Annotated in this window: 20 protein-coding genes and 4 tRNA genes; 14 read left to right on the plus strand and 10 right to left on the minus strand. The window is 70.4% G+C overall.

Features of this window, described 5'->3' with window-relative positions; translation table 11 throughout:
• Positions 1 to 16 precede the first annotated feature (16 nt).
• The 3 genes from LIV37_RS23920 (at position 17) to LIV37_RS23930 (ending at position 3513) form a co-directional block, all read left to right on the plus strand.
• Complete coding sequence (locus tag LIV37_RS23920) at positions 17 to 1405, plus strand: MFS transporter (protein ID WP_121824575.1); 1389 nt, start codon at positions 17 to 19, stop codon at positions 1403 to 1405.
• Between the two features lie 173 nt (positions 1406 to 1578).
• The gene (locus LIV37_RS23925; RefSeq protein ID WP_020869667.1) at positions 1579 to 2334 is read left to right on the plus strand and encodes an SDR family NAD(P)-dependent oxidoreductase; all 756 of its coding nucleotides are present in this window, start codon (positions 1579 to 1581) and stop codon (positions 2332 to 2334) included.
• A 54-nt stretch (positions 2335 to 2388) separates the two neighbouring features.
• Positions 2389 to 3513 (plus strand): DUF1152 domain-containing protein, encoded by a 1125-nt coding sequence (locus tag LIV37_RS23930; protein ID WP_020869668.1) that lies wholly within the window; start codon positions 2389 to 2391, stop codon positions 3511 to 3513.
• Positions 3514 to 4308: 795 nt separating this feature from the next.
• On the opposite strand, the gene LIV37_RS23935 is transcribed toward LIV37_RS23930, so the two are convergent.
• Complete coding sequence (locus LIV37_RS23935; RefSeq protein ID WP_020869669.1) at positions 4309 to 5376, minus strand: ABC-2 transporter permease; 1068 nt, start codon at positions 5374 to 5376, stop codon at positions 4309 to 4311.
• Positions 5377 to 5485: 109 nt separating this feature from the next.
• Between LIV37_RS23935 and hrpA the strand changes: the two genes are divergently transcribed.
• The 3 genes from hrpA (at position 5486) to LIV37_RS23950 (ending at position 9968) form a co-directional block, all read left to right on the plus strand.
• A complete protein-coding gene (gene hrpA / locus LIV37_RS23940; protein ID WP_020869670.1) occupies positions 5486 to 9412 on the plus strand; it encodes an ATP-dependent RNA helicase HrpA in 3927 nt (1308 codons plus the stop codon).
• A gap of 137 nt (positions 9413 to 9549) precedes the next feature.
• A tRNA-Asp gene (locus tag LIV37_RS23945) sits at positions 9550 to 9624 on the plus strand.
• 119 nt (positions 9625 to 9743) lie between these two features.
• Positions 9744 to 9968, plus strand: coding sequence for a DUF6274 family protein (locus LIV37_RS23950; RefSeq protein ID WP_020869671.1), 225 nt, complete (start codon positions 9744 to 9746; stop codon positions 9966 to 9968).
• 452 nt (positions 9969 to 10420) lie between these two features.
• Here the strand turns inward: LIV37_RS23950 and bldC are convergent, their stop codons facing one another.
• Positions 10421 to 10627 (minus strand): developmental transcriptional regulator BldC, encoded by a 207-nt coding sequence (gene bldC, locus LIV37_RS23955; RefSeq protein WP_020869672.1) that lies wholly within the window; start codon positions 10625 to 10627, stop codon positions 10421 to 10423.
• A gap of 499 nt (positions 10628 to 11126) precedes the next feature.
• Complete coding sequence (locus tag LIV37_RS23960) at positions 11127 to 11963, minus strand: DUF8083 family protein (protein WP_020869673.1); 837 nt, start codon at positions 11961 to 11963, stop codon at positions 11127 to 11129.
• A gap of 176 nt (positions 11964 to 12139) precedes the next feature.
• Here LIV37_RS23960 and LIV37_RS23965 point away from each other — a divergent pair, with 176 nt between their 5' ends.
• Both LIV37_RS23965 and LIV37_RS23970 read left to right on the plus strand, forming a co-directional pair.
• A complete protein-coding gene (locus tag LIV37_RS23965; protein WP_020869674.1) occupies positions 12140 to 13294 on the plus strand; it encodes a Leu/Phe/Val dehydrogenase in 1155 nt (384 codons plus the stop codon).
• Between the two features lie 424 nt (positions 13295 to 13718).
• Positions 13719 to 13973, plus strand: a complete 255-nt coding sequence (locus LIV37_RS23970) for a DUF3073 domain-containing protein (protein ID WP_020869675.1) — start codon at positions 13719 to 13721, stop codon at positions 13971 to 13973.
• 104 nt (positions 13974 to 14077) lie between these two features.
• Here the strand turns inward: LIV37_RS23970 and purM are convergent, their stop codons facing one another.
• The 3 genes from purM to LIV37_RS23985 form a co-directional block, all read right to left on the minus strand.
• Entirely contained in the window at positions 14078 to 15145 is a 1068-nt protein-coding gene (purM, locus tag LIV37_RS23975; protein WP_121825306.1) for a phosphoribosylformylglycinamidine cyclo-ligase, read from the minus strand.
• A gap of 43 nt (positions 15146 to 15188) precedes the next feature.
• Positions 15189 to 16748, minus strand: a complete 1560-nt coding sequence (purF, locus tag LIV37_RS23980; protein WP_020869677.1) for an amidophosphoribosyltransferase — start codon at positions 16746 to 16748, stop codon at positions 15189 to 15191.
• A 167-nt stretch (positions 16749 to 16915) separates the two neighbouring features.
• On the minus strand, positions 16916 to 17719 hold the full coding sequence (locus LIV37_RS23985) for a maleylpyruvate isomerase family mycothiol-dependent enzyme (RefSeq protein WP_020869678.1): 804 nt from the start codon (positions 17717 to 17719) through the stop codon (positions 16916 to 16918).
• Positions 17720 to 17812: 93 nt separating this feature from the next.
• Between LIV37_RS23985 and LIV37_RS23990 the strand changes: the two genes are divergently transcribed.
• Positions 17813 to 18211 (plus strand): nuclear transport factor 2 family protein, encoded by a 399-nt coding sequence (locus tag LIV37_RS23990; protein ID WP_121825305.1) that lies wholly within the window; start codon positions 17813 to 17815, stop codon positions 18209 to 18211.
• A 102-nt stretch (positions 18212 to 18313) separates the two neighbouring features.
• On the opposite strand, the gene purL is transcribed toward LIV37_RS23990, so the two are convergent.
• From purL to purS, 3 genes are read right to left on the minus strand one after another with little or no spacing between them, the layout of a single operon-like run.
• The gene (purL, locus tag LIV37_RS23995) at positions 18314 to 20563 is read right to left on the minus strand and encodes a phosphoribosylformylglycinamidine synthase subunit PurL (RefSeq protein WP_020869680.1); all 2250 of its coding nucleotides are present in this window, start codon (positions 20561 to 20563) and stop codon (positions 18314 to 18316) included.
• Positions 20560 to 21240, minus strand: coding sequence for a phosphoribosylformylglycinamidine synthase subunit PurQ (purQ, locus tag LIV37_RS24000; protein WP_020869681.1), 681 nt, complete (start codon positions 21238 to 21240; stop codon positions 20560 to 20562). Before purQ ends, purL begins: the two co-directional genes overlap by 4 nt.
• Positions 21237 to 21527, minus strand: a complete 291-nt coding sequence (purS, locus tag LIV37_RS24005) for a phosphoribosylformylglycinamidine synthase subunit PurS (protein ID WP_121825304.1) — start codon at positions 21525 to 21527, stop codon at positions 21237 to 21239. Before purS ends, purQ begins: the two co-directional genes overlap by 4 nt.
• Positions 21528 to 21823: 296 nt before the next feature.
• Between purS and LIV37_RS24010 the strand changes: the two genes are divergently transcribed.
• The 4 genes from LIV37_RS24010 to LIV37_RS24025 all read left to right on the plus strand — a co-directional run bounded on the left by LIV37_RS24010 (position 21824) and on the right by LIV37_RS24025 (position 23531).
• Positions 21824 to 22141 carry a histone-like nucleoid-structuring protein Lsr2 gene (locus LIV37_RS24010; RefSeq protein WP_020869683.1) on the plus strand — a complete coding sequence of 106 codons (318 nt, stop codon included), beginning with the start codon at positions 21824 to 21826 and terminating at the stop codon, positions 22139 to 22141.
• A gap of 125 nt (positions 22142 to 22266) precedes the next feature.
• Positions 22267 to 22338, plus strand: a tRNA-Gly gene (locus LIV37_RS24015).
• 81 nt (positions 22339 to 22419) lie between these two features.
• A tRNA-Gly gene (locus LIV37_RS24020) sits at positions 22420 to 22495 on the plus strand.
• Between the two features lie 963 nt (positions 22496 to 23458).
• Positions 23459 to 23531 (plus strand) — tRNA-Gly (locus LIV37_RS24025).
• Between the two features lie 72 nt (positions 23532 to 23603).
• Here LIV37_RS24025 and LIV37_RS24030 read toward each other — a convergent pair.
• Entirely contained in the window at positions 23604 to 24524 is a 921-nt protein-coding gene (locus LIV37_RS24030; RefSeq protein ID WP_020869684.1) for a phosphoribosylaminoimidazolesuccinocarboxamide synthase, read from the minus strand.
• A 195-nt stretch (positions 24525 to 24719) separates the two neighbouring features.
• Here LIV37_RS24030 and LIV37_RS24035 point away from each other — a divergent pair, with 195 nt between their 5' ends.
• Positions 24720 to 26171 (plus strand): phytoene desaturase family protein, encoded by a 1452-nt coding sequence (locus LIV37_RS24035; protein WP_020869685.1) that lies wholly within the window; start codon positions 24720 to 24722, stop codon positions 26169 to 26171.
• The last annotated feature ends 434 nt before the right edge of the window (positions 26172 to 26605 follow it).

Raw genomic sequence — 26605 nt, forward strand, 5'->3', positions numbered from 1 at the left:
CCATTGGAGAGCCGACATGGCAGACGTGAAGGGCACCCCGCGCGAAGTACGCAAAGCAGCGATCGCAAGTTTGTTCGGTAGCGCATTGGAGTGGTACGACTTCTTCCTCTACGGCACGGCCGCCGCGCTCGTCTTCAACTCCCTCTTCTTCCCGACCTTCGATCCGCTGGTGGGAACGATCGCCGCCTTCGGCACCAACGCGGTGGGGTTCCTCGCCCGGCCGATCGGCGGAATCGTCTTCGGGCACTTCGGTGACCGGATCGGCCGTAAGTCGATGCTGGTGACCACACTTGTGATCATGGGTGTCGCCACCTGTCTGATCGGTCTGCTGCCCACCTACGCCACCATCGGGATCTGGGCACCGGTGCTGCTGATAGCGCTGCGGATCGTGCAGGGCATCGCCGTCGGCGGCGAGTGGGGCGGCGGGGTGCTGATCGTCAGCGAACACGCACCGAGCCACCGCCGCGGCTTCTACTCGGCCTGGAGCCAGACCGGTGTGGGGCTCGGCTTCGTCCTCTCCGCCTCCGCCTACGCACTCGCCCAGGCGGTGACCACCAAGGAGTCCTTCCTCGCCTGGGGATGGCGCATTCCGTTCGTGGTCGGCATCCTGCTCACCGCCGTCGGGCTGCTGATCCGGCTCCGGATCATGGAGACGCCCGCGTTCCGCGAGACGGAGTCGGAGCCGGAGAAGAAGTCCAAGCCGCCGCTCATCGACGTCATCCGCACCCACCCCAAGTCCATACTGATCGCCTTCGGGGCGCGGGTCGCCGAAACCGGTGCGAGCTACCTCTTCCTCACCTTCAGCCTCTCCTACGCGGCCGAGGTCGGGGTGGGCAAGGGGGTGGTGCTGGCCGCGCTCGTGGTGGGGATGCTGTTCGAGTCGTTCGCGATGCCGATGTTCGGGGCGCTCTCCGATCGCATCGGACGCCGACCGGTGTATATCGGGGGCGCGATCGCGGTGATCGTCTGGGCCTATCCGTTCTTCGCGATGTTCGACTCGCGCAATCCGGTGCTGATCTTCGTGGCGATCTTCGTGGCGGTCGTGATCGGCCACGGGGCGATGATCGGCACCCAGCCGGCGTTCTTCACCGAACTCTTCGCCAGCCGGGTGGCCTACAGCGGGCTCGCCCTGGGGCATGAGCTCGCGTCGATGATCGTCGGCGGGTTCTCCCCCATCGTCGCCACCGCCCTGCTCGCGTGGTCGGGGGCGTCCTGGCCGATCGCGCTGTTCATGATCGGCATGGGCGCGGTCACGGTCTTCGCCGTGGCGGCCGCTCCCGAGACCAACCCGGCCGTCCTCAAGGACGGCAAGGACCGCAAGGGCCGGGAGGAGCCGGAGGGGCCGGAGGAACCGGAGGAACCGGACGAGCCCGAGGAGACCGAGGTGAAGTCCCAGACCGTCTGACCGGCCCGTCCGCCTCGTTCCCGTATCGCTGCCTGGGTGCGCCGCACCCAGGCAGCACGCGTCCTGGTTGACCCCCGCTGACCTGCGCAGACTGGGCCGGGACGCGGGTCGGGACGCGAGTCGGGACGCGGGTCGCGTCCCGGGTCGGAAGCGAGATGAGGAACGGAGTACCCATGTCTGGACGTCTGCACGGCAAGGTCGCGCTGATCACCGGAGCGACGGGCGGGATCGGCTCGGCCACCGCCGAACTCTTCGCGCAGGAGGGAGCACGGCTGCTGCTCACCGATGTGGCCGCGGAGCCCCTGAAGGCTCTGGAGGAACGGATCGCGGAGCGCGGCGGTGACGTGGCCTCGGCCACGCTGGACGTCGCCTCGGCGGAGGCGTGGGGCGATGTGATCGCCACCGTGGGGGAGCGCTTCGGCCGCCTGGACGTGCTGGTCAACATCGCCGGGATCCTGGACTGGCCGGGCATCGAGGGCACCGATGAGGCGTCCTGGGACCGTGTCATCGAGGTGAACCAGAAGGGCACCTGGCTGGGGATGAAGGCGGCCATGCCGCTGTTGCGCGCGAGCGGCCGGGGGTCGGTGATCAACACATCCTCGGTGCTGGGGCTGGTGGGCAGCGGTGCGGCGGCCGCGTACCAGGCGTCGAAGGGCGCGGTCCGGCTGCTGTCGAAGACCGCGGCGGTCGAGTACGCCCGCGACAACGTACGGGTCAACTCGCTGCACCCGGGGGTGATCGCCACCCCGATGATCCAGGGCCTCCTGGACGAGCAGGGCGATCAGCAGCCGGACATCGTACGGACGCCGATGGCCCGGGCCGGCCGGGCGGACGAGATCGCACCGGCGATGCTGTTCCTCGCGAGCGACGAGTCGTCGTTCGTCACCGGCTCGGAGCTCGTGGTCGACGGCGGGCTCACCGCGCACTGACGACCGCCGCGTCTCCTACGACGGAATTGTCCGTTCCCGCCGTACGCTGGGCGGATGACGCGGCTGATCGTGGCGGGCGGAGGAGGCGGGGACGCGGTGGCCGCCGCGGTGCTCGACCGGGCCCTGTACGGGCGCGGGGCGGGCGATGACCGGGCCCTGTACGGGCGCGGGGCGGGCGATGACCGGGCGGTGGTCCTGACCTACGCCTGGGACCGGCTGCTCGTCGACCCCGTCCCCGGGCCCCGGGCCGCGGCCGACTTCACCGGTCTGCGGGCGCTGACGCCGAACGTGTACGCCGTGCCCGCGGACGGGAAGCCCGTGGCGCCCGCCGGATCCACACTGCCCCGGCTGGCCGCCGAGCTGCCGCACACCTTCGCCCTGCTCGACCCCCACCACGGCGTCGAGGGCATGGTCCGGCAGTTGGAGGAGCTGATCGAGCATCTGGCCCCGGCGTCGGTCGACCTGCTGGACGTGGGCGGCGACATCCTCGCGCACGGCGATGAGCCGACGCTGCGGAGCCCGCTCGGGGACGCGCTGTCGCTCGCCGCGTGTGCGCAGGTGAACGCGGAGATCCGGCTGCTGGTCGCCGGGCCCGGGCTGGACGGGGAGCTTCCGGTGGAGGTGCTGCACGAACGGCTGGAGCGGGTGGTCCATACGCTGACCGCCGGCGATGTCGCGCCCATCGGCCCCGTCATGGAGTGGCATCCGTCGGAGGCCACCGGCATGCTCACGGCCGCGGCGCGGGGGGTGCGAGGGCTGTGCGAGGTACGGGACGCGGGGCTCACGATTCCCCTGACGGACGACGGGGCTGTGGTCCATGAGGCGGATCTCGACACCGCGTTCCGCCGGAACCGGCTGGCCGGGGCCATCGCCGACACCACCGGACTCGCCGAGGCCGAGTGGCACTGCCGGGAGATCTGCGGCTACTCGGAGATCGACTACGAGCGGGAGAAGGCCGCGCGGTCCGGGGCGGCGCCCGAGGGTCCGTTCCGGCCAAGGGCCGTACTGGCCGGGGTCACCCGCTTCGCGGAGGAGGCCCGCGCCCGCGGCGTCAGCCACACCACCTTCCGGCGTCTCACCGAGGTCCTCGGGCTGAACGGTGTCCAACGCGCCGATCTGCGGGCCCTGCTGATCGGGACTCAGCCCGAGCGGTACGACGCCCCGCTGTGGCGGCTGTGATCCCCCGGATGGGGTATAGTTGATCTCGCAACGCCGCCCCGGAGGGCGGGAGTTGATGCGTCGGTCGTCTAAGGAAAGATACTCGTCTCCAAACGAGGGATGTAGGTGCAAGGCCTGCTCGGCGCTCCTTAGAAAAGTCCCTCCCCTGATCGCAGGGGAGGGACTTTTTTCGTGTGTCCGCCTGCCTGCCGGGGTGTCCGCCTGCCTGTCGAGGTGTCCGCCTGCCGGGGTGTCCGGCCGACCACACGGCGAAGCCGCATGGCGATGTTTTCCTTTCCCCTCCCCGCCCCTTCCCGTAACCAGGGGCTCCGCCCCTGGACCCCGGGGCCTGGGGGCCGCATATCGACGCCGAGAGAAGGGGCGGAGCCCGGGTTGCGGGGCCTGGGGCGAAGCCCGGACCGAGGCCTGAGGCGGAGCCCCAGTTGCGGGGCCTGGGGCAGAGCCCGGACCGGGGCCTGGCGCAAAACCCCAATCGCGGGGCCTGGAGCGGAGCCCGGACCGAGGCCTGGCGCAAAACCCCAATCGCGGGGCCTGGAGCGGAGCCCGGACCGAGGCCTGGCGCAAAACCCCAATCGCGGGGCCTGGAGCGGAGCCCGGACCGAGGCCTGAGGCGGAGCCCCGGTTACGGGGCCTGAGGCAAAGCCCCGGTTTCGGGGCCTGAGGCAAGCCCCGGCTACGGGGCCTGGGGCGGAGCCCGGACCGGGGGCTGGGGCTTTGCCCCAGTTTCGGGAAGGGGCGGGGAGGGGAATGGCTCGCCGTAGGCGGCACGATCCGCCGGGCGGCCCCCCAACCCCCTCAGCACCGCGTCGGCGTCGCCCTCGGCGGCCGCCCGCCCGGGTGGCGGTGGCGCCAGGTCCAGAAGACCACCGCGGACAGCAGACACCAGACCACCAGCACCAGGAACGGAAAGGCGTGCTGGTTGGCGCGGAAGTAGATCGCCGTGTGCTGGGCGTTGACCGAGGCGCCCGGCGGGAGCCAGCGGCCGACGGTGCCGAGGAGGGAGGGGAGCAGGGGCCAGGAGACGGCGCCGCCGGAGGAGGGGTTGCCGAGGAGCACCATCAGACCCCAGGTGGGGATGAGTGCCCAGCGCCCGAAGAGGACGTTGAACATGGAGAACACCAGCCCCGAGGTGAACATCGTCAGCGCCAGGATCGCCCAGGACTCCGGGAACGGGAGCTGGAGCGCGCCCAGCCCCTGGTCGACGATCACCGCGATGGTGAACCCGCCCAGCAGGGCGTACGCGATCATGAAGGCGATCCGCTCGGCCGGGTTGAGCTCGGAGGCGTTCACGCTGAGCTGGATGGCGCCGAGGAAGCCGATGATCGTGGCGGCCAGGGAGATGTAGAAGACCGCGAGGCCGCGCGGATCGCCGGGCTGCAGCGGTTTCACGTCCTTGACCGTGACCGGCACCCCGGAGACCCGGCCGACCTTGCCCGCGGCCTGGCCGAGCACCTGGGCGACGGTCGCCCCGGCCGCGCTCGCCACGTCCATCCGCACGCCGCGGCCGCGCACCTGGAGGACCGCGAAGACCCGCTGCTCCTCCAGGGACCAGCGGGCCTTGGCGTAGCCGGGGTAGGGATGCAGCCGGAGGGAGGCGTTCAGGGCCTGCTCCATCCCGGCGAGGAACCGGTTCAGCGGGGCGGCGCCGTGATCGGGGACCACGACGGCGGTGGGGACGTTCCGGGGGGTGGGGTTCGCGAAGGCGTAGGTGTACGAGCCCGCGAAGAGCCCCGCACCCGCGGAGATGATCAGCACGATGACGGTCGCGGGGAAGAAGGGGGACCGCTTGAAGGCCCCCCACCCCCATCGCGGTGATCGGCGTTCGGGCTCGGGGTCGGGGCGCTGCGCCAAGTCATCGGCCATGAGATCACGCTAAAGCGATGGACCCTTACATATCGCACATATCGCTCGACGCGGCGCGGGCGGAAATGGTTCGCCAGCCGTTTTCCGGAGGTGAGATCCTGGGATCCGTATGTCCACCACGCCTGCCCCCGCCCTGCCCGCCCTGCTGGAGCGGCTGCCCGAGCTGATGCTGCGCGACCAGCAGCGGCTGGGACGCCGGCTCGACGGTGCGCGCCGGATCCGTAAACCCGAGGCCCGTGCGGCCGTGCTCGGCGAGATCGCCGACGAGATGACGCGTGCCGAGCTGCGGGTCGCGGACCGCCGCGCCGCGGTGCCGGCCATCACCTATCCGGAAGAGCTGCCGGTCAGCCAGAAGAAGGACGCGATCCTCGAGGCCGTCCGGGATCACCAGGTGGTGATCGTCGCGGGTGAGACCGGCTCCGGGAAGACCACCCAGATTCCGAAGATCTGCCTGGAGCTGGGGCGCGGCGTCAAGGGCCTCATCGGCCATACGCAGCCACGCCGGATCGCGGCCCGCACGGTGGCCGAGCGCATCGCCGAGGAGATGCGGTCACCGCTCGGCGAGTCCGTCGGCTGGAAGGTCCGGTTCACCGACCAGGTGGGCCAGGACACCCACGTCAAGCTGATGACCGACGGCATTCTGCTCGCCGAGATCCAGACCGACCGCGAGCTGCGCCAGTACGACACGATCATCATCGACGAGGCCCATGAGCGCAGCCTCAACATCGACTTCCTGCTCGGCTATCTGGCCCAGCTGCTGCCCCGCCGCCCCGACCTCAAGGTCGTGATCACCTCCGCCACCATCGACCCGGAGCGCTTCTCCCGCCATTTCGGCGACGCGCCGATCGTCGAGGTCAGCGGGCGTACGTATCCGGTCGAGGTGCGCTACCGCCCGCTGCTCGAGGAGGGCGGCGAGGACAGCGACCGCGACCAGATCACCGCGATCTGCGACGCGGTCGACGAGCTCCAGGCCGAGGGCCCGGGCGACATCCTGGTCTTCCTCTCCGGCGAGCGGGAGATCCGCGACACCGCCGACGCGCTGAACAAGAAGAAGCTCCCGGTCACCGAGGTGCTCCCGCTGTACGCGCGGCTGTCGCACGCCGAGCAGCACCGGGTCTTCCAGAGACACACCGGCCGCCGGATCGTGCTGGCGACGAACGTGGCCGAGACCTCGCTGACCGTCCCCGGCATCCGCTATGTGATCGACCCGGGCACCGCCCGGATCTCCCGCTACAGCCATCGCACCAAGGTCCAGCGGCTGCCCATCGAGCCGGTCTCCCAGGCCAGCGCCAATCAGCGCAAGGGCCGCTGCGGCCGGACCAGCGACGGCATCTGCGTCCGGCTGTACTCCGAGGACGACTTCGTCACCCGCCCGGAGTTCACCGACGCCGAGATCCTGCGGACCAACCTCGCCTCCGTCATCCTCCAGATGACCGCCGCCGGCCTCGGCGACATCGAGAAGTTCCCCTTCATCGACCCGCCGGACCGCCGCAACATCAAGGACGGCGTCCAGCTCCTGGAGGAGCTGCACGCCCTGGACGGCAAGCAGAAGGACCCGCGCAAGCGGCTCACCCAGGTCGGCCGGAAGCTGGCCCAGCTGCCGGTGGACCCGCGGCTGGCCCGGATGGTGCTGGAGGCGGATCGCAACGGCTGTGTCCGCGAGGTCATGGTGATCGCGGCGGCGCTGTCCATCCAGGACCCGCGTGAGCGCCCCTCGGACAAGCAGCAGCAGGCGGATCAGCAGCACGCCCGCTTCAAGGACGAGGCCAGCGACTTCCTGGCCTTCCTCAATCTGTGGAAGTACGTCCGGGAGCGGCAGAAGGAGCTGTCCTCCTCCGCCTTCCGCCGGATGTGCCGCAATGAGTACCTCAACTACCTGCGCATACGCGAATGGCAGGACATCTACAGCCAGTTGCGCACGGTCGCCAAGACCATGGACATCCATATGTCCGAGCAGGACGCGGCGCCCGACCGCGTCCACACGTCGCTGCTGGCGGGTCTGCTGTCCCATGTGGGCCTGAAGGACACCGACAAGAACGAGTACGTGGGCGCGCGCAGCGCCAAGTTCGCGGTCTTCCCCGGCTCGGCGCTGTTCAAGAAGCCGCCGCGCTGGGTGATGTCGGCGGAGCTGGTGGAGACGTCCCGGCTGTGGGCGCGGGTCAATGCCCGGATCGAGCCGGAGTGGATCGAGCCGCTCGCCCAGCACCTGGTCAAGCGCACCTACAGCGAGCCGCACTGGGAGCAGAAGCAGGCCGCGGTGATGGCGTATGAGCGGGTGACGCTCTACGGGGTGCCGATCGTCGCCCAGCGGAAGGTCAACTACGGCCGGATCGACCCCGAGACCAGCCGCGACCTGTTCATCCGCAACGCCCTGGTGGAGGGCGACTGGCGCACCCACCACCAGTTCTTCCACGACAACCGCAAGCTGCTGGGCGAGGTCGAGGAGCTGGAGCACCGCGCCCGGCGCCGCGACATCCTCGTGGACGACGAGACGCTCTTCGACTTCTACGACCAGCGGATCCCCGAGCATGTGGTGTCCGGCGCGCACTTCGACTCCTGGTGGAAGCACAAGCGGCGCGAGGAGCCGGAGCTTCTCAACTTCGAGAAGTCGATGCTCATCAACGAGCGGGCGCAGGGGGTCACCAAGGACGCCTATCCGGACTCCTGGCGCCAGGGGAAGCTCAAGTTCAAGGTGACGTACCAGTTCGAGCCGGGGGCGGACGCGGACGGTGTGACCGTCCACATCCCGCTCCAGGTGCTCAACCAGGTCACCCCGGACGGCTTCGACTGGCAGATCCCGGGGCTGCGCGAGGATCTGGTCACCGAGCTGATCCGCTCGCTGCCCAAACCGGTCCGCCGGCACTACGTCCCGGCGCCCAACTACGCCAAGCGCTTCCTGGAAAGCGCTGTCCCGCTCCAGGAGCCGCTGACGGCGGCGCTGGGGCGGGAGCTCCAGCGGATGGTGGGCGTACGGATCGAGCCGGAGGACTGGGACCTGACGAAGGTCCCCGACCACCTGAAGATCACCTTCCGGGTGGTGGACGAGCGGCGCCGCAAACTGGCCGAGGACAGGGACCTGGAGGCGCTGCGGCAGCGGCTGCGGCCCAAGACGCGGGCCGCGATCTCCAAGGCGTTCGAGTCCTCCAAGGAGGCCGTGGGGATCGAGCAGCGCGGCGGGCTGACCCGGTGGACGGTCGGCACGCTGCCGCGCACCTTCGAGACGCGCCGGGGCGGCCAGCCGGTCAAGGCGTATCCGGCGCTCGTCGACGAGGGCTCCTCGGTGGCCGTGCGGCTCTTCGACACCGAGGTCGAGCAGCGGGAGGCGATGTGGCGGGGGACGCGCCGGCTGATCCTGCTCCAGCTGCCGTCCAACCCGGCGAAGTTCGTCCAGGGCAAGCTCTCCAACCAGGCCAAGCTGGCGCTCTCCAGCAGCCCGCACGGCAGTGTGCAGGCGCTGTTCGACGACTGCGTGGCCGCGGCGGCCGACCGGCTGATCGCGGCCCGTGGCGGCCCGGTCTGGGACGAGGAATCGTTCCGCAAGCTCTTCGACGCCGTCCGCAGCGACATCATGGACGCCACGCTGGACACCGTGCGCAAGGTCCAGGAGGTGCTGGCGGCCTGGCAGTCGTGCGAGCGGCGGCTGAAGGCCACCCGCAGCCCGGTGCTGCTGACGTCCCTCACGGACATCAGGGAGCAGCTCTCCGAGCTCATCACGCCGGGTTTCGTGACCGCTCACGGCGTACGGCGGCTCCCGGACCTCATGCGCTATCTGGTGGCCGTGGACCGGCGGCTCCAGCAGCTTCCGGGCAACGCCGAGCGGGACCGCTCCCGGATGGCGAAGGTGCGGGAGATGCGGGACGAGTACGCCTGGCTGCTGGAGCAGTTCCCGCCCGGGCGCCCGGTGCCCCAGGAGGCGCTGGAGGTCCGCTGGATGATCGAGGAACTGCGGGTCAGCTACTTCGCGCACGCCCTCGGCACGGCCTATCCGGTGTCCGACAAGCGCATCGTCAAGGCCATCGACGCGGCGGCTCCGTAAGGGTGTCCCGGGGGCTCCGGCGGCCCGCCGGGGCCCGGCCGGGCGCGAGTTCGACCGCGCCCCCTGACCTGCTGTAGAGTCTGCATCGCAGCGCACACAGCGCGGCGCACGGCGGCGGAGCCGCAAGCGTCACTGTTGGTCCTGTGGAGCAGTTTGGAGTGCTCGCCACCCTGTCAAGGTGGAGGCCGCGGGTTCAAATCCCGTCAGGACCGCTTACCCGGAAGGCCCGGATCCATGTATGGATCCGGGCCTTCGGCGTCTTGACGGCACACCACACACAGAGGTACCCAAACTAAAAGGTGTGCGCGGGGGTGCGCGGGAGGTGCGGCGTATGACGACGTCTGCGAAGCATGAGACCAGGGCGCTGCTTCGTGCCCATCTGGCGGCCGCCGCGGGCAACCGCCACTTCACCCGGCACTGTCCGATCTGCCATCGGCTGCTGCGGCTGGCGATGGAGCACTCGGCGGCCGACGAGACGGCCGATGAGGCGGGTGACCGGGCCGAACACGAGAAGCGCGAGGGGACGACGGCGGTCTCGCCACCGTCAACTCGGTAAGCCCTTACCGCGGTTGCCTTTTAGCGCAACCGCCGGGCACAGAGCAAGGGTTGGGAAGTGTGACGGGAGTCACCGAATGAGTTTCCGGAGTGAGGGAACTTACACCCCGCTCACCACAGGTCAATTTAATATGTGCAATTGCACCCTCTGTCCGTGACCCTCGCGAGCCCCCCGAAAGCGCTCCGCGAGCTTCCTCGAGCCCCTTGCGGACCACCCCGCACAACCCGAACGATTGCGCTTCCAAGGGCACTTGAAGACCCCTGGAGGCACCCTCCGGAACACCGTTCCCAGGCATAAAAAAAGATCGCGCCGGACCCGGCGGAGTCCAGCGCGATCAACGACGCACCCATGTCGAGCGGTGGAGGGCCTGTTGGGGCAGGCACCCGTCGTGGTGGAGCTATACAGGCGAAAGCCGGGCTGGGGGGCCCGGAAATGCCCGGTTATGCGGTTGTTCAGCCCTCGCTGCGCTGCTGCGGGATGCCCGCAAGAAGAGCACGGACCTCCGCTTCGCGGTAGCGCCGATGCCCTCCGAGCGTACGGATCGACGTGAGCTTGCCTGCCTTCGCCCAGCGAGTGACCGTCTTAGGGTCCACGCGGAACATCGTGGCAACCTCAGCCGGGGTCAGCAGCGGCTCGGCATCAGGGGTGCGAGCGGTCATGAGCGGCCTCCTCGGGAGAACCGAACCATCACGGTTCTTTCCTCTAAATTCTGCACCTTGACCCACGTTGCCCGAAATGGCGGACGCGGGCCGAGTCGGTTATAGGACGAACGGCTTGTCCTCGGCACTACAACTACACCATCTGTCCAGCCCCGTCGGCCAAACCGATGGAATTGCCCTCTCAGGTGACCAACCTCGACGGAAGCCGATGGACCATGCCATAACGGACTGTCACACGGCCGTGACGATCAGTCACAAGAGGATCAGGGGTCACCAGATCCGTCAAGGAGTGCAATACCGATGAATCCGCCCATAGTTGGGCGGAAGGAGTCCCTCCCGGACTCCTTGTCCTATTTTGACACGAGGATGGGTGATTACCGCAAGGCCCGAAGTCAGTGCTTTAGGTCACGATTGAGGCAATGGCCCGGATCGGGACCTACGTCCCCTCTGTTCCGGCGAACCGCTCAACCGGTCACCCGACGCCCGTTCGACCGGGCGTTCAGCTCGCGTTCTGCCGCCCGCGGACCACGCTCCAGCGGTCGGTCAGCCGCTCGTACGCGACACCCGCACGCTCCCCGTCCCCATCGCGCAGCGCCGCCAGGCCCTCCGCCACATCCGCGGCCGAGCGGTCGTCCTCCAGCTGCCCGGCCGGCAGCGCGTGCACCAGGCCGCCGTAGTCCAGCTCGACCAACGACCGGGGGTGGAACTCCTCGAGCCACCGGCCGACGTCCACCAGCCCGTCGATCAGTGGCCCTTCGCCGAGAGCCTCCTTGAGCACCTTAAGCCCACGCGCCACCCGGCGCCTGGCCTGGACCATTGGGGTGCGGTAGCGGAGGATGAGACCGTCGTCACCCTTGGTGAACTCGCGCTCCTCGTCCCCGAAGAGCACGAACCAGCGCACCGGCACATGCCAGGTGGCCGAGCGGATCCACGGCCGGGCGTCCGGGTTGCGCTCCAGCCACCGCTCGAAGTCGGCCACCGCCTGCCGGCGCACCACCGGGGGCAGGGCCGCGTCCAGAAGGGGCCCGGGAAGGCGCTCCGGCAGCTCCTCCAGGGCCAGCCAGCCCCTCAGCCGGGTGCGCCACGGGCAGACACAGGTGACACCGTCCACGAGCGCCACGAAGGCGTCCGCGCTCTCGTGCACCGGAACCGCCACCGGGGGGACCGGCAGCAGATCCGCGAGCGAGCGGCGCAGCTCGTCCTGCGCGCCGGGCAGGTCGTCGCGCTTGGCATACCGCGCCCAGTGCGATCTCTCCGGCTCCGGAAACGCTGCCAGTGGCTCATAGACCCGGAGATACGCCGCGTACGGGACAATCACCGAAGACGCCAAGGTCACACGCGCTCCCTCAAGGCTGAGACCACCGCCAGGGGCTCCCTTACCCCCACCTGACGGCATCGTCCCATGCCCGGCATACGGACTCGTCGGGGACATGGCCGATCCGCCGGGCCCCCAGGGCTTACCCTCTTGCCCACGGCCCTCCCCACCAGCCAGGAGGGCGTCTACCCCGACCTATGGGAGTCACCACCGTGACCGACGTACGTCACACCGTCAGCGCCGACGGTCCGACGGAGAGTCGCGTGCCGAACCCTCTCTCACCTCTTTCGACACTGTTCCGCTCCGATCTCGGCGGGCATGAGCAAGTGCTGCTCTGCCAGGACCGGGAGAGCGGCCTCAAAGCCGTCATCGCCATCCACTCCACCGCCCTGGGCCCGGCCCTCGGCGGCACCCGCTTCCACGCCTACGCCTCCGAGGAGCACCCCGAAGAAGCGGCGCTCCTCGACGCGCTCAACCTCGCCCGCGGCATGTCCTACAAGAACGCGCTCGCCGGGCTCGACCACGGTGGCGGCAAGGCCGTGATCCTCGGCGACCCCGAGGAGATCAAGACCGAGAAGCTGCTGCTCGCCTACGGCCGCTTCGTGGCCTCCCTCGGCGGTCGCTACGTCACCGCCTGTGACGTGGGCACCTATGTGGCCGACATGGACGTCGTCGCCCGCGAGTGCCCCTGGACCACCGGCCGCTCCCCCGAGAACGGCGGCGCCGGCGACTCCTCGGTGCTGACCGCCTTCGGCGTCTTCCAGGGGATGCGGGCGAGCGCCCAGGCGTCCTGGGGCGCGCCCACGCTGCGCGGCCGCCGGGTCGGCATCGCGGGGGTCGGCAAGGTCGGCCACCACCTGGTGGAGCACCTGCTGGAGGACGGCGCCGAGGTCGTGATCACGGATGTGCGCACCGAGTCGGTGGACCGCGTGCTGGCCCGCCACCCCCGCGTCCAGGCGGTCCGGGACACCGCGGCGCTGATCCGCGCCGACCTGGACGTCTACGCCCCGTGTGCGCTCGGTGGCGCCCTGGACGACGCCACGGTGCCCGTCCTGACCGCGAAGGTGGTGTGCGGCGCGGCCAACAACCAGCTGGCCCACCCGGGCGTGGAGAAGGACCTGGACGGCCGCGGCATCCTCTACGCGCCGGACTACGTGGTGAACGCCGGTGGTGTCATCCAGGTGGCCGACGAGCTGCACGGTTTCGACTTCGACCGGGCCAAGGCCAAGGCGGCGAAGATCTTCGACACGACGTTGGCCATATTCGATCGGGCACAGACCGACGGCATCCCGCCCGCCGCGGCCGCCGACCGGCTGGCCGAGCACCGGATGGCTGAGGGCCATGACGCCTGAGCCGTGGCCTGGCAGATGCCACGGGCATGGGCCACGGGGCGCCCGAGGGCCGCTGGAAGCGCCTGAGGGCGTCTGAGGAGCGGTATGAGGCCATGCGGACGGGCCGTGCGGGACCCTTGCCGGAGGCCGCCGTACGGAGGGCGTGAGAGCCCCCTGGGGGCCGTCGGGGAGAGATCCCTCACGGCCCGTCGGCGGGTCGGCGCAGAAGACACGTTAAAATCGCAGCTGACCAGCGAGGAACGGGCTCCTCGCGGGTTCTGCCTCGTGGCACGTCGTGTGGGCGACGTACCGTATGGCCACAGAAGCAGGTACCGTTGAAGCCCTACGGACCGGTCTCTCTTTTGAGAGTCCGCTCCGACTTATGAACGTGAACGCGTGTCAAGACTCTGGGGCCGTCGAGCCCCGTCGTTGAGGGGGTCGAGCCATGGGGCGCGGCCGGGCCAAGGCCAAGCAGACGAAGGTCGCCCGCCAGCTGAAGTACAACAGCGGTGGGACGGATCTCTCACGCCTGGCCGAGGAGCTGGGCGCATCGCCATCGAACCAACCGCCGAATGGTGAGCCGTTCGAGGACGATGAGCTGGACGACGACCCGTACGCACAGTACGCGGATCTGTACAACGACGATGAGGACGAGGACGACGAACAGTCGGATCCGTCCCCGCAGCGTCGCCGCGCCTGAACCACTCGTTCAAGGCGCTCGGCTTATCGCCGCACACCTCCACCGGTCCGGGGCATCCGCCTCGGGCCGGCTCCTGTGCTGTCCGCGCGCGCGGCGCGGCCGTCTCAGCCCGCATGATCACCGGTCAGCGTCACCGCTTCCGCGTCCCCGGCCGCGCGCTCGGTGATCTCACCGCTGACCCAGGCCTCGACACCGCGGTCGGCGAGCGTGGTGAGCGCCACATCCACGGAGTCCGCCGGGATCACCGCCATCATGCCGACGCCCATGTTGAGGGTCTTCTCCAGCTCCAGACGCTCGACCGAACCGGCCTCGCCGACCAGCTGGAAGATCGCTCCGGGGGTCCAGGTCGAGCGGTCCACGACCGCGCGCAGCCCCTCGGGGACGACCCGCGCGAGGTTGTTGGCGAGCCCACCGCCGGTGATGTGCGAGAAGGCGTGCACCTCGGTGGTGCGGGTGAGTGCCAGGCAGTCCAGCGAGTAGATCCGGGTGGGCTCCAGGAGCTCCTCCCCCAGTGTCCGGCCGAGCTCCGGCACCTCGCGGTCCAGCGCCCAGCCGGCCCGGTCGAAGAGCACATGGCGAACGAGTGAGTACCCGTTCGAGTGAAGTCCGGACGACGCCATGGCGATCACCGCATCACCCGTTCGGATACGATCCGCGCCCAGCACCCGATCGGCCTCGACCACGCCCGTACCGGCCCCGGCGACATCGAAGTCATCGGCGCCCAGCAGCCCCGGGTGCTCGGCGGTCTCGCCGCCCACCAGGGCGCAGCCGGCCAGGGTGCAGCCCTCGGCGATGCCCTTGACGATGGCGGCGACGCGCTCCGGGTAGACCTTGCCGACGCAGATGTAGTCCGTCATGAACAGCGGCTCGGCACCGCAGACCACCAGGTCGTCCACGACCATGCCGACCAGGTCGCGGCCGATGGTGTCGTACACGCCCATCCGCCGGGCGATGTCCACCTTGGTGCCGACCCCGTCGGTGGCGGAGGCGAGCAGCGGACGCTGGTAGCGGGCCAGGGCGGAGGCGTCGAAGAGCCCCGCGAAACCGCCGAGGCCGCCCACGACCTCGGGCCGGCTCGCCTTCTTGACCCACTCCTTCATCAGCTCGACGGCGCGGTCGCCCGCCTCGATGTCGACGCCCGCGGCGGCGTAGGTGGACCCGGACTCGGACATGACGTTGAGATCTTTCGTATCGGGGATGACGGGCAGGCGGCGATCAGGGACGGCGCAGGGCGTCGGCACCGCCGACACCGGCGGTCAGCGTCGTCACACCGTCGGCGTCACCGCTGCTCGGAACCTTGGTCTCGGACTCCAGGAGGTGCTTGCCCAGCAGCTCCGGATCCGGCAGGTCCATCGGGTACTCACCGTCGAAGCAGGCACGGCACAGATTCGGCTTGGCGATCGTGGTCGCCTCGATCATGCCGTCGGTGGAGATGTACGACAGCGAGTCGGCGCCCAGCGACTTGCCGATCTCCTCGACCGAGAGACCGTTGGCGATCAGCTCGGCGCGGGTGGCGAAATCTATGCCGAAGAAGCACGGCCACTTGATCGGCGGGGACGAGATCCGGATGTGGACCTCGGCGGCCCCGGCCTCACGGAGCATCCGCACCAGGGCGCGCTGGGTGTTGCCGCGGACGATCGAGTCGTCGACGACCACCAGGCGCTTGCCCCGGATGACCTCCTTGAGGGGGTTCAGCTTGAGCCGGATGCCGAGCTGCCGGATGGTCTGCGAGGGCTGGATGAAGGTCCGGCCCACATAGCTGTTCTTGACCAGCCCGGAGCCGTACGGAATCCCGCTGGCCTCGGCGTAGCCGACGGCGGCCGGGGTGCCGGACTCGGGCGTCGCTATGACCAGGTCGGCATCGGCCGGGGCCTCCTTGGCCAGCCGGCGGCCCATCTCGACCCGGGACAGGTACACGTTCCGCCCGGCGATGTCGGTGTCGGGGCGGGCCAGGTACACGTACTCGAAGACACAGCCCTTGGGGCGGGCCTCCGCGAAGATGGTGGAGCGCAGCCCGTTCTCGTCGATGGCGACCATCTCGCCGGGCTCGATCTCACGGATGAAGGACGCGCCCACGATGTCCAGGGCGGCGGTCTCGGAGGCCACCACCCAGCCGCGCTCGAGGCGGCCGAGGACCAGCGGGCGGATGCCCTGGGGGTCGCGCGCCGCGTACAGCGTGTGCTCGTCCATGTAGACGAGGCTGAAAGCGCCCTTGACCTTGGGCAGCACGATGGGGGCCGCCTGCTCGACGGTGAGCGGCTTGCCATCCTCGTCCACCTGGCCCGCGAGCAGGGCGGTGACCAGGTCGGTGTCATTGGTGGCCGCCACCTGGGTGGCCCGGCCGCCGTCGCGGGGCAGGGCCGCGACCAGCTCCGCCAGCTCGGCGGTGTTGACCAGGTTCCCGTTGTGGCCCAGCGCGATCGAGCCATGGGCGGTGGCCCGGAACGTAGGCTGCGCGTTCTCCCACACCGAGGCTCCGGTGGTGGAGTAGCGGGCGTGACCGACCGCGATATGGCCCGTCAGGGAACCGAGGGAGGTCTCGTCGAAGACCTGCGAGACCAGGCCCATGTCCTTGAAGACAAGAATTTGGGAGCCGTTGCTCACCGCGATGCCCGCGGACTCCTGTCCACGGTGCTGCAGTGCGTACAGCCCGAAATAGGTGAGTTTGGCGACCTCTTCTCCCGGTGCCCAGACTCCGAAGACGCCGCAAGCGTCCTGGGGGCCCTTCTCACCGGGGAGCAGGTCGTGGCTGAGTCGTCCGTCACCACGTGGCACGTCATCGAGTCTAGGCCAGTTCAGCGGTGCCTCCGAACGAGGGACCCGTCAGGAGGGCGTAAGTCACATTCTCCGCACCCGCTCCGGACCCCCGGGACCCGCGCCCGACCTGCGCACGGCCGGGGGCGAAGGTGCCCGTCCGAGGCAAGGATCACATCTCGGACCCGTCAGCCGAGCACGGGGAGGTGGGCGGAGAGGTCGGCACGGTCGCCGCTCGCGGTCAGCGGCCCGGACTCCAGGGCCTCGGCCCAGGTCAGACGGCCCGTGGCGAGGCGGATCCAGGTCGGCGGATCGGTCTCGACGACGTTCGGCGGGGTGCCGCGGGTGTGCCGGGGGCCCTCGACGCACTGGATCACGGCGAACGGCGGGACCCGGACCTCGACCGAGCCGCCGGGCGCCTTCGCCGCGAGGGCGTCGGCGAGCACGCGGGTGGCGGTGGCGAGCGCCTGGCGGTCGTGCGACACGGGGACGCCGGTGGCATCCGCCAGATCGTCGGCGTGGACCACGAGCTCCACACAGCGGGTGACCAGGTAGTCGTCCAGCCGCATCGCCCCGACGCGGGCGGCCAGCAGCCGGTCGGCGGGCGCGACGGCGGCCACCTCGGCGAACCGGGCCTCGGCGCGCTCCAGCAGCTCGCCCGGTTTCGCGTCCGCCGCATTCGCGTTCGCCGCGAGAGCACGGGTGTCGTCGTCGATCGGCCCGGAGTACCCGGCCACCGCCGACGCCCAGCCGGTGACGGTGACCTCGCGCGCGGGCGGCGCGGGCCGCTCCAGAAGGCGTACGACCGACGTCACGGCCATCGCCAGATGCGCGATCAGCTCCCGGACCGTCCAGTCGCCGAGCCGGGTGGGGGCGTCCAGGGCGGTCTCGTCCAGCCCCTCGGCCGCCTTCCGTACCTGCCGGAGCTGCGCGATCACCGCGGTCCGGGTCTTGGCGGGGTCATAGCTGCGGGCACGGGCACGAGGCGGCATGGCGCCGAGCCTATCGACAGCCCCGAGGGGCGGGCGGAGGATGGATAGAAGGGGATAGAGAGGTATTCATCAGGACGAAAGGTGTGAATGACCATGGGCGAGCACCCCGATGCCGCCGTGGTGCGCCGCGCATGCACCGCGTTCCAGCAGGGCGACCTGGACACCCTCTCCACGCTGCTGACGGCGGACGTCATGCAGCATGTGCCCGGTGACAACATGATCTCGGGACACCACAAGGGCCGGGACGCGTGTATGCGGCTGTACCGCACCGAGTTCGAGGAGACCGGTGGCACGATGCGGGTCGATCTGGAGTCGGTGATGCCGGACGGGCGCGGTCATGTGATCTCCGGCCACCACGTCCGCGCCGAGCGCGGCAACCGCACGCTGGACATGAGGACCGGGCTGTTCTTCACCATCGTCGGCGGGAAAATCAGCGACATCGACCAGTGCGTCGAGGACATCGACGCCGCCGACGCCTTCTGGGGGAAGTGAGTCCCACGAGGCCCGAGCCGGAACAGACCGTACGGCCCGCTCCCTGACGCCAGGGGGCGGGCCGTACGGCATGGGTTCTCGGGCCGGTCCTCAGGCCGGTCCTCAGGCCAGCAGACCCGGGATCGTCGCCTCGTACGACTCCCGCAGCTCGGCCAGCGGGATGGAGAACTGCCCCTGGACGTCGATCGCGTCGCCGTCGACCACGCCGATACGGGCCGCCGGGAGCCCCCGGGCCCCGCACATGTCGTTGAAGCGGACCTCCTCGCTGCGCGGTACGGCGACGATCGCCCGGCCCGCGGACTCGGAGAACAGCAGGACGAAGGGGTCAAGACCGTCGGGGACGACGATCCGGGCGCCCTTGCCCCCGCGCAGACACGACTCGGCGAGCGCCTGGATCAGACCGCCGTCGGACAGGTCGTGGGCCGCGTCCACCATGCCGTCGCGCGAGGCCGAGATCAGGATCTCGGCGAGCAGCCGCTCCCGCTCCAGGTCCACCTTGGGCGGCAGTCCGCCCAAGTGGTCGTGGATCACCTGGGACCAGGCCGAGCCGCCCAGCTCCGCGGCGGTGTCGCCCAGCAGATAGAGCAGCTGACCCTCCTCCGCGAAGGCGATCGGGGTGCGGCGGGCCACATCGTCGATCACGCCGAGGACGGCGACGACCGGCGTCGGGTGGATGGCCACCTCACCGGTCTGGTTGTACAGCGACACATTGCCGCCGGTGACCGGGGTGCCCAGGGTCAGACAGCCGTCCGCGAGACCGCGGGTGGCCTCCGCGAACTGCCACATGACCGCGGGGTCCTCCGGCGAGCCGAAGTTGAGACAGTTGGAGATGGCCAGTGGCTTGGCGCCGGACGCGGCCACATTGCGGTACGACTCGGCGAGCGCGAGCTGCGCGCCCGCGTACGGGTCCAGCTTGGCGTAGCGGCCGTTGCCGTCCGTGGCGACGGCCACACCCAGGCCGGTCTCCTCGTCCACCCGGACCATGCCGGAGTCCTCGGGCTGGGCGAGCACCGTGTTGCCCTGCACGAAGCGGTCGTACTGGTCCGTGATCCAGGACTTGGACGACTGGTTCGGGGAGCCGATCACCTTGAGGATCTGCTCGCGCAGCTCCGCCGCCGTGGCCGGGCGCGGCAGCTTGCCCGCGTCGTCCGCCTGGAGCGCGTCCTGCCACTCGGGGCGGGCGTAGGGGCGCTCGTAGACCGGGCCCTCATGGGCGACGGTGCGCGGCGGGACGTCCACGATCTGCTCGCCGTGCCAGTAGATCTCCAGCCGCTCGCCGTCGGTGACCTCACCGATGACAGTGGCGATGACGTCCCACTTCTCGCAGATCTCCAGGAAGCGGTCGACCTTCTCGGGCTTCACGATCGCGCACATGCGCTCCTGCGACTCACTCATCAGGATCTCCTCGGGGGAGAGCGAGGAGTCGCGCAGCGGCACGGTGTCGAGCTCGACCCGCATACCGCCGGAGCCGGCGCTGGCGAGCTCGCTGGTGGCGCAGGACAGGCCCGCGCCGCCGAGGTCCTGAATGCCCTCGACCAGGTCCTCCTTGAAGACCTCCAGGGTGCACTCGATGAGCAGCTTCTCCTGGAAGGGGTCGCCGACCTGGACGGCGGGACGCTTGGTGGGCTTACTGTCGTCAAACGTCTCGGAGGCCAGCACGGAGACGCCGCCGATGCCGTCGCCGCCGGTGCGGGCGCCGTAGAGGATCACCTTGTTGCCGGTGCCGGACGCCTTGGCGAGGTGGATGTCCGCATGCTTCATCACGCCCACGCACAACGCGTTGACCAGCGGGTTGCCCTGGTAGCAGGGGTCGAAGACGACCTCGCCGCCGATGTTGGGCAGGCCCAGGCAGTTGCCGTAGCCGCCGATGCCCGCGACCACACCGGGCAGCACCCGCTTGGTGTCGGGGTGGTCGGCGGCGCCGAAGCGCAGCGGGTCCATCACGGCCACCGGGCGGGCGCCCATGGCGAGGATGTCGCGGACGATGCCGCCGACGCCGGTGGCCGCGCCCTGGTAGGGCTCGACGTACGAGGGGTGGTTGTGCGACTCGACCTTGAAGGTGACCGCGTAGCCCTGGCCGACGTCGACCACACCCGCGTTCTCGCCGATGCCGACGAGCAGCGCGTCGCTCTCGGGGGCCTTCTCACCGAACTGCCGCAGATGGACCTTGCTCGACTTGTACGAGCAGTGCTCGGACCACATGACGGAGTACATCGCGAGCTCGGCACCGGTGGGGCGGCGGCCCAGGATGGCGCGGACGCGCTCGTACTCCTCCTGCTTGAGACCGAGCTCGGCCCAGGGCTGCTCGGCCTCCGGGGTCTGCGCCGCGTGCTTGGTGGTGTCCAGGGTCATGCGCTGACCAGCCTCTTGAGGATCGAGGTGAAGAATCCGAGACCGTCGGTGCGACCGGTGCCGATCAGCGGTTCGACGGCGTGCTCGGGGTGGGGCATGAGGCCGACGACATTGCCCGCCGCATTGCAGATACCGGCGATGTCGCGGAGCGAGCCGTTGGGGTTGAGCTCCTGATAGCGGAAGACCACGCGTCCCTCGGCCTCGAGTTCATCGAGGACGCGCTCATCGGCGACATAGCGGCCGTCGATGTTCTTCAGCGGGATGTTGATCTCCTGGCCCCGCTCATAGGAGCGCGTCCAGGCGGTCTCCGCGTTTTCCACTCGCAACTTCTGATCACGGCAGATGAAGTGCAGATGGTTGTTCCGAAGCATCGCACCGGGCAGGAGATGGGTCTCGGTGAGTACCTGGAAGCCATTGCAGATGCCAAGCACCGGCATACCGGCCTTCGCCTGGTCGATCACCGAGTCCATTACCGGGGAGAAGCGGGAGATCGCTCCGGCCCGCAGATAGTCGCCATAGGAGAAGCCGCCCGGCAGGATCACCGCGTCGACCTGCTTGAGGTCCTTGTCGCGGTGCCACAGCGGTACGGCTTCCAGTCCGGCGGCGCGGACGGCGCGCTGGGTGTCGCGGTCGTCGAGCGTGCCGGGGAAGGTGATGACTCCGACGCGTGCGGTCACGACTCCGCCTTCACGGCAGTGGCGTCGGCGCCCTCGCCGGCCTCGACCTTCACGGAAAAGTCCTCGATCACGGTGTTCGCCAGAAAAGTCTCGGCGATCTGGTGGATACGGGCGAGGGCGGCGTCATCGACCGGGCCCTCCACCTCGAGTTCAAAGCGCTTGCCCTGACGGACGTCGGCGATCCCCTCGAAACCGAGGCGGGGCAGTGCTCGCTGCACCGCCTGGCCCTGGGGGTCGAGGATCTCCGGCTTGAGCATGACGTCGACTACGACGCGTGCCACTGGCACTCCCGGTGGTGTGGTGCTGGTGCGTAAGGCGGTGCCCAAGCGTACCCCGGGTCAAAATCTACGCGAGTAGATATGCAAGGGTTCGGTCACGTTTAAGCATCGCCGGTGGCAACTGACGGGGAAAGGTCGGGGAAAAACGTACGGTCCCGATCGCGGGGTGACACGCGGATGGAATTACTGGGGTTCACAATGCAATGCCAGTCACTGTACAAATGAAAAAGCATTGTTGGACACAACTGGACAGCTGACATCTTTGCACGTCAACGCAACGATGCAGCCCGAAAGGACCGATATCCGTGGCGCAGCGCGTAGTAGTCACGCTCTCCGACGACCTCGAAGGAGGCGAAGCGGAAGAGACGGTCACGTTCGGACTCGACGGCAGGTTGTACGAGATCGACCTCAACTCTGCCAATGCGTCGAAACTGCGCGACGCCCTCGCGCCGTACGTGGAGGCCGGCCGCAAGCGGGCCCGCTCGGGCAAGACGTACCGCCGCACCGCCGTCGCCCCGGACCCGGCCGCGGTGCGCGCCTGGGCCCGGTCCAACGGCATGGAGGTGCCTCCGCGCGGCCGGATCCCCAAGAAGGTCTACGAAGCCTTCGACGAGTCGGCCTGAGGCACCCGCGTTCGCCTGAGGCACCCCCGTTCAGCCGAGTTGCACACCACCCCGGGTGATCCGCTAAAGTCTGGAGCACGCCGAGGGGCGAGGCCGAAAGGCCGAAACCCCGAGGAAGACACCATGCGGGTGTAGCTCAGTAGTAGAGCGCCCCCTTTCCAAGGGGGAGGCGCAGTGTGCGATCCCTGTCACCCGCTCTCATCGCCTATCGGCCCCGTGTTGACGAGGATCAGGTAGAGTGATGCGCGCGCCGATCGGTGAAGGCCGGTCGGAGGCATGCGGACGTGGCTCAGTTGGTAGAGCATCACCTTGCCAAGGTGAGGGTCGCGAGTTCGAATCTCGTCGTCCGCTCCAGATCTGAGGCGCCGGTCGAATCGACCGGCGCCTCAGTCGTTTTGGTGCGCTTGCCGTCGCAACGGGCCCAGGCTGCTGGGATGTGACGGTGCGTCGGGTCGCCGCCGGACGAGGATCGTGGTGCCCCGGGGGATCTTCCCCTCCCCGCCCCTTCCCGTAACCAGGGGCTCCACCCCTGGACCCCGGGGGCCGAGGAGCCGACCGTCGCCACGATCAGCTCACCGGGCAGGACGCCCATCGCGTCACCGGCGACATGGTGGTCGAGCGGCCGACCGGCGAGCAGGGGTCAACGCGTCTGCTCCGGCGGGCGGCGAGGGCGTGAACACTCGCACCGGCGGGCCGAGCGCGGTCGGATGTCGGCGCGGCGGAAGCCGAGCGGAGGCCCGCGTGCGTTCGTGGCGGTCGGCCGCCCGCGTGCGTTCGTGGCGGCCGGTCGCCCGCGTGCGTTCGTGGCGGTCGGCCGGGGGCCGGGGTCCCGGGGCGGAGTACCGGTTGTGCGAAGGGGCAAGGAGGGGAACAGCCCGCCGTAGGCGGCACGCGGCTCGGGGTGGGGCACGGCTCGGGGTGGGGCGCGACCCCGGGCGGCACGCGGCTCCGGGTGAGGCGCGGCCCCGGGCGGCACGCGGCTCCCGGGGGCGCGGCCCCGGGTGGGGCACGGCTCGGGGTGGGGCACGGCTCCGGGTGGGGCACGGCTCCGGGTGAGGCGCGGCTCCGGGTGAGGCGCGCCCCCGGGCGGCACGCGGCCCCGGGCGGCACGCGGCTCCCGGGGGCGCGGCCCCGGGTGGGGCACGGCTCGGGGTGGGGCACGGCCCCGGGCGGCACGCGGCTCCGGGTGAGGCGCGGCTCGGGGGGGGCGCCGCCGTGCGGAGGGGTGTCGGGGCGGGCTCGACGCTCGGGTGGTAGTTCACCGGTCGAGGGTTTGGTTATAGTAGAGGCGCGTCGAACTGGAAAAGTCCGGCGCAGGCGGACGTAGCTCAGTTGGTAGAGCGCAACCTTGCCAAGGTTGAGGTCGCGAGTTCGAGCCTCGTCGTCCGCTCAGTGAACGCAAGGGCCCCGGCCGATCGGCCGGGGCCCTTGGTCGTTCTCCCATCCCTTCGCGGGCCCCGGGCTACTTCCAGCTGGTGCCGGTCAGCAGCTCGTAGGCCTCCGCGTACTTCCGTTGCGTCCGCTCGACGACCTCCGCCGGGAGCGGGGGCGGCGGCTGCTCGCTGTCACGGTCCCAGCCGGAGGCGGGGGAGGTCAGCCAGTCGCGGACGTACTGCTTGTCGAAGGACGGCTGCGCGTGGCCGGGCTCCCACTGGTCGGCGGGCCAGAAGCGGGAGGAGTCCGGGGTCAGTACCTCGTCGGCGAGCACCGGCTCGGCGCTCTCCACGCCCAGGGTCGCCTCCGCGTAGCCGAACTCGAACTTGGTGTCGGCGAGGATGATCCCCCGGGCGCGGGAGATCTCCCGGGCCCGGTTGTAGACGGCGAGGGTGGCCTGGCGCAGCTGGGCGGCGGGCTCGGCGCCGATGCGGTGGGCCACCTCCTCGTACGCCACGTTCTCGTCGTGCTCGCCGACCGCGGCCTTGGTGGCCGGGGTGAAGATCGGCGAGGGCAGCTCGGAGCCGTCGGTCAGCCCCTCGGGGAGGGCGATGCCGCACACCGTACGGGTCTCGCGGTACTCGGCCAGGCCGGAGCCGGTCAGATAGCCGCGCGCCACGCATTCGACCGGGACCATCCGCAGCGACCGGCACACCAGGGTCCGGCCCTCCCAGTCGGCGGGGGCGCCGGCAGGCAGCTCGGTGGACAGGACGTGGTTGGGGACGAGGTCGGCGAGCAGATCGAACCACCAGAGGGAGAGCTGGGTGAGGATCTTGCCCTTGTCGGGGATCTCGGTCGGCAGGACCCAGTCGTAGGCGGACATCCGGTCGCTGGCGACCATGACGAGCTCACCGCGCTCGTTCCGGTAGAGGTCGCGCACCTTGCCGGTGTGCAGGTGCTGAAGGCCCGGAACCTCGACCGGCTCGGGCTTCTCAACGAATCCGGACACGCTTCCTCCTGGTGTTTTTGTCCAAGCCCCCTCGATTCTGCCGCACTGAACGGCGGCGGCCTGCGGCGGGGCGCGGGGCCGCGGGGGTGCGGCGTTCCGGGTTCCGCTTCCGGCCGGTTCGAACACGTCATACGAGGAACTCGTGCGGCAGAACACAGATCAGGACGCAGACGGAGGCCGGCGGGGAGGTGCCGGATGGCCGACGCGGCGATCGTGGGCAGCGGGCCCAACGGGCTCGCGGCCGCCGTCACCCTGGCCCGCGCCGGGCTGCGGGTCACGGTGTACGAGGCCGCCGCCGACATCGGCGGCGGGCTGCGCACCCAGCCGCTCTTCGATCCGGAGATCGCCCACGACATCTGCTCGGCGGTCCATCCCATGGCGCCCGCCTCCCGCTTCTTCCGCGAGTTCGGCCTGGCCGCGCGCGGGGTGGAACTGCTGACGCCCGAGGTCTCCTACGCCCATCCGCTGGACGGCGGCCGCGCCGCGCTCGCCCACCACGATCTGGAGACCACCTGCGCCGGGCTCGGCCCCGACGGGGAGCGCTGGCGGCGGCTGATGGCGCCGCTGGTACGGCACAGCGAAGGCGTGGTCGACTTCATCCTCTCCGGGCAGCGCGCCCTCCCCCACGATCCGGTGGCACCGCTGCTGCTGGCCCCCCGGATCCTCGTCCACGGCACCCGGCTCGGTGCCGCCCGCTTCACCGGTGAGGCGGCGCCCGCCCTGCTCACCGGGGTCGCCGCGCATGCCGTGGGCGAACTGCCCAGCCTGGCCGGCGGCGCGGTGGCGGCCCTGCTCGGGCATCTGGCCCACGGCCCCGGCTGGCCGCTGCCGCGCGGCGGCAGCGCCCGGATCGCCGACGCCATGGTGGACGACATCACCGCACACGGCGGCACCTTCCACACCGGGCGCGCGATCACCGACCTCCGCGAGCTGGACGGGTATCGCGCGGTGCTGCTCGACACCGGTGTTCCGGGGCTGCTGGACATCGCCGGACGCGCCCTGCCCGACCGCTACGCCCGGGCGCTGCGGCGGTTCCGTTACGGCCCGGCCGCCGCCAAGGCCGACTTCCTGGTGAGCGAGCCGATCCCGTGGGCCGACCCCGCCGTGGGCCGCGCCGGGACCGTACACCTGGGCGGCACCCATGCCGAGCTGGCCCGGGAGGAGAACCGGACCGTACGCGGAATCCGCAGCCCGGCGCCCTTCGTGCTGCTCGTCGACCCGGCCGTCACCGACCCCGGCCGCGCCCGGCCCGGCAGGCGCCCGGTGTGGGCCTACGCCCATATGCCGAACGGCGACGACACCGACCCGGTGGAGCTCATCCGCTCCCGGATCGAGACGTACGCGCCCGGCTTCGGCGACACGGTGCTCGCGGCGCGCGGGATGTCGGGGCGGGACCTGGAGGCGTACGACCCCAACGACGTGGGCGGGGACATCGGCTCGGGCGCGATGACGATCCGGCAGAGCCTCGCCCGTCCGGTGCCCCGCCTCGACCCGTACCGCACCCCGCTGCCCGGCCTCTTCCTCTGCTCATCGGCGACCCCGCCGGGGCCGGGGGTCCATGGGATGTGCGGCTACCTGGCGGCCCTGTCGGCGCTACGGCATCGCTTCGGAATCCGGAAGCCCCCGCCCTTGGGCCCGGCGGCGTAGGGGTGCCCGACGGGCCTTGCCGCCTGCGGCGGGCTGTTCCCCTCCCCGCCCCTTCCCGAAGCATCGATATGCGGCTCCGCCGCGTGGTGAGGCTCCGCCCCAGACCCCGAGGTCTGGGGCGGAGAGCGCCTGGTAGCAGGGCGGAAAAAGGGCCCCGCACCGGCCACGGGCCAGGCGGCGCCCGACGGATCCTGACGCCCGCAACGGGCCAAGCACCGATATGCGGCTCCGCCGCGCGGTGGGGCTCCGCCCCGGACCCCGGCCAGGCGACCCGGATGCGTGCGGGCATCCGCCGCGTCGGTGTGCCGACCGCGATCAGCCCGCCAGCGCGGGCGCTCACACCCTCGCCGCCCGTCCCGCGGAGCCCCACCGGCTCGCAGCGCGACCACCGCGTCGCAAACGGCGCAGCCGGTGCCTGACCGGTGAGCTGATCG

Origin of the sequence: Streptomyces rapamycinicus NRRL 5491, from assembly GCF_024298965.1 — a bacterium.
GTDB classification, from domain to species: Bacteria; Actinomycetota; Actinomycetes; order Streptomycetales; family Streptomycetaceae; genus Streptomyces; species Streptomyces rapamycinicus.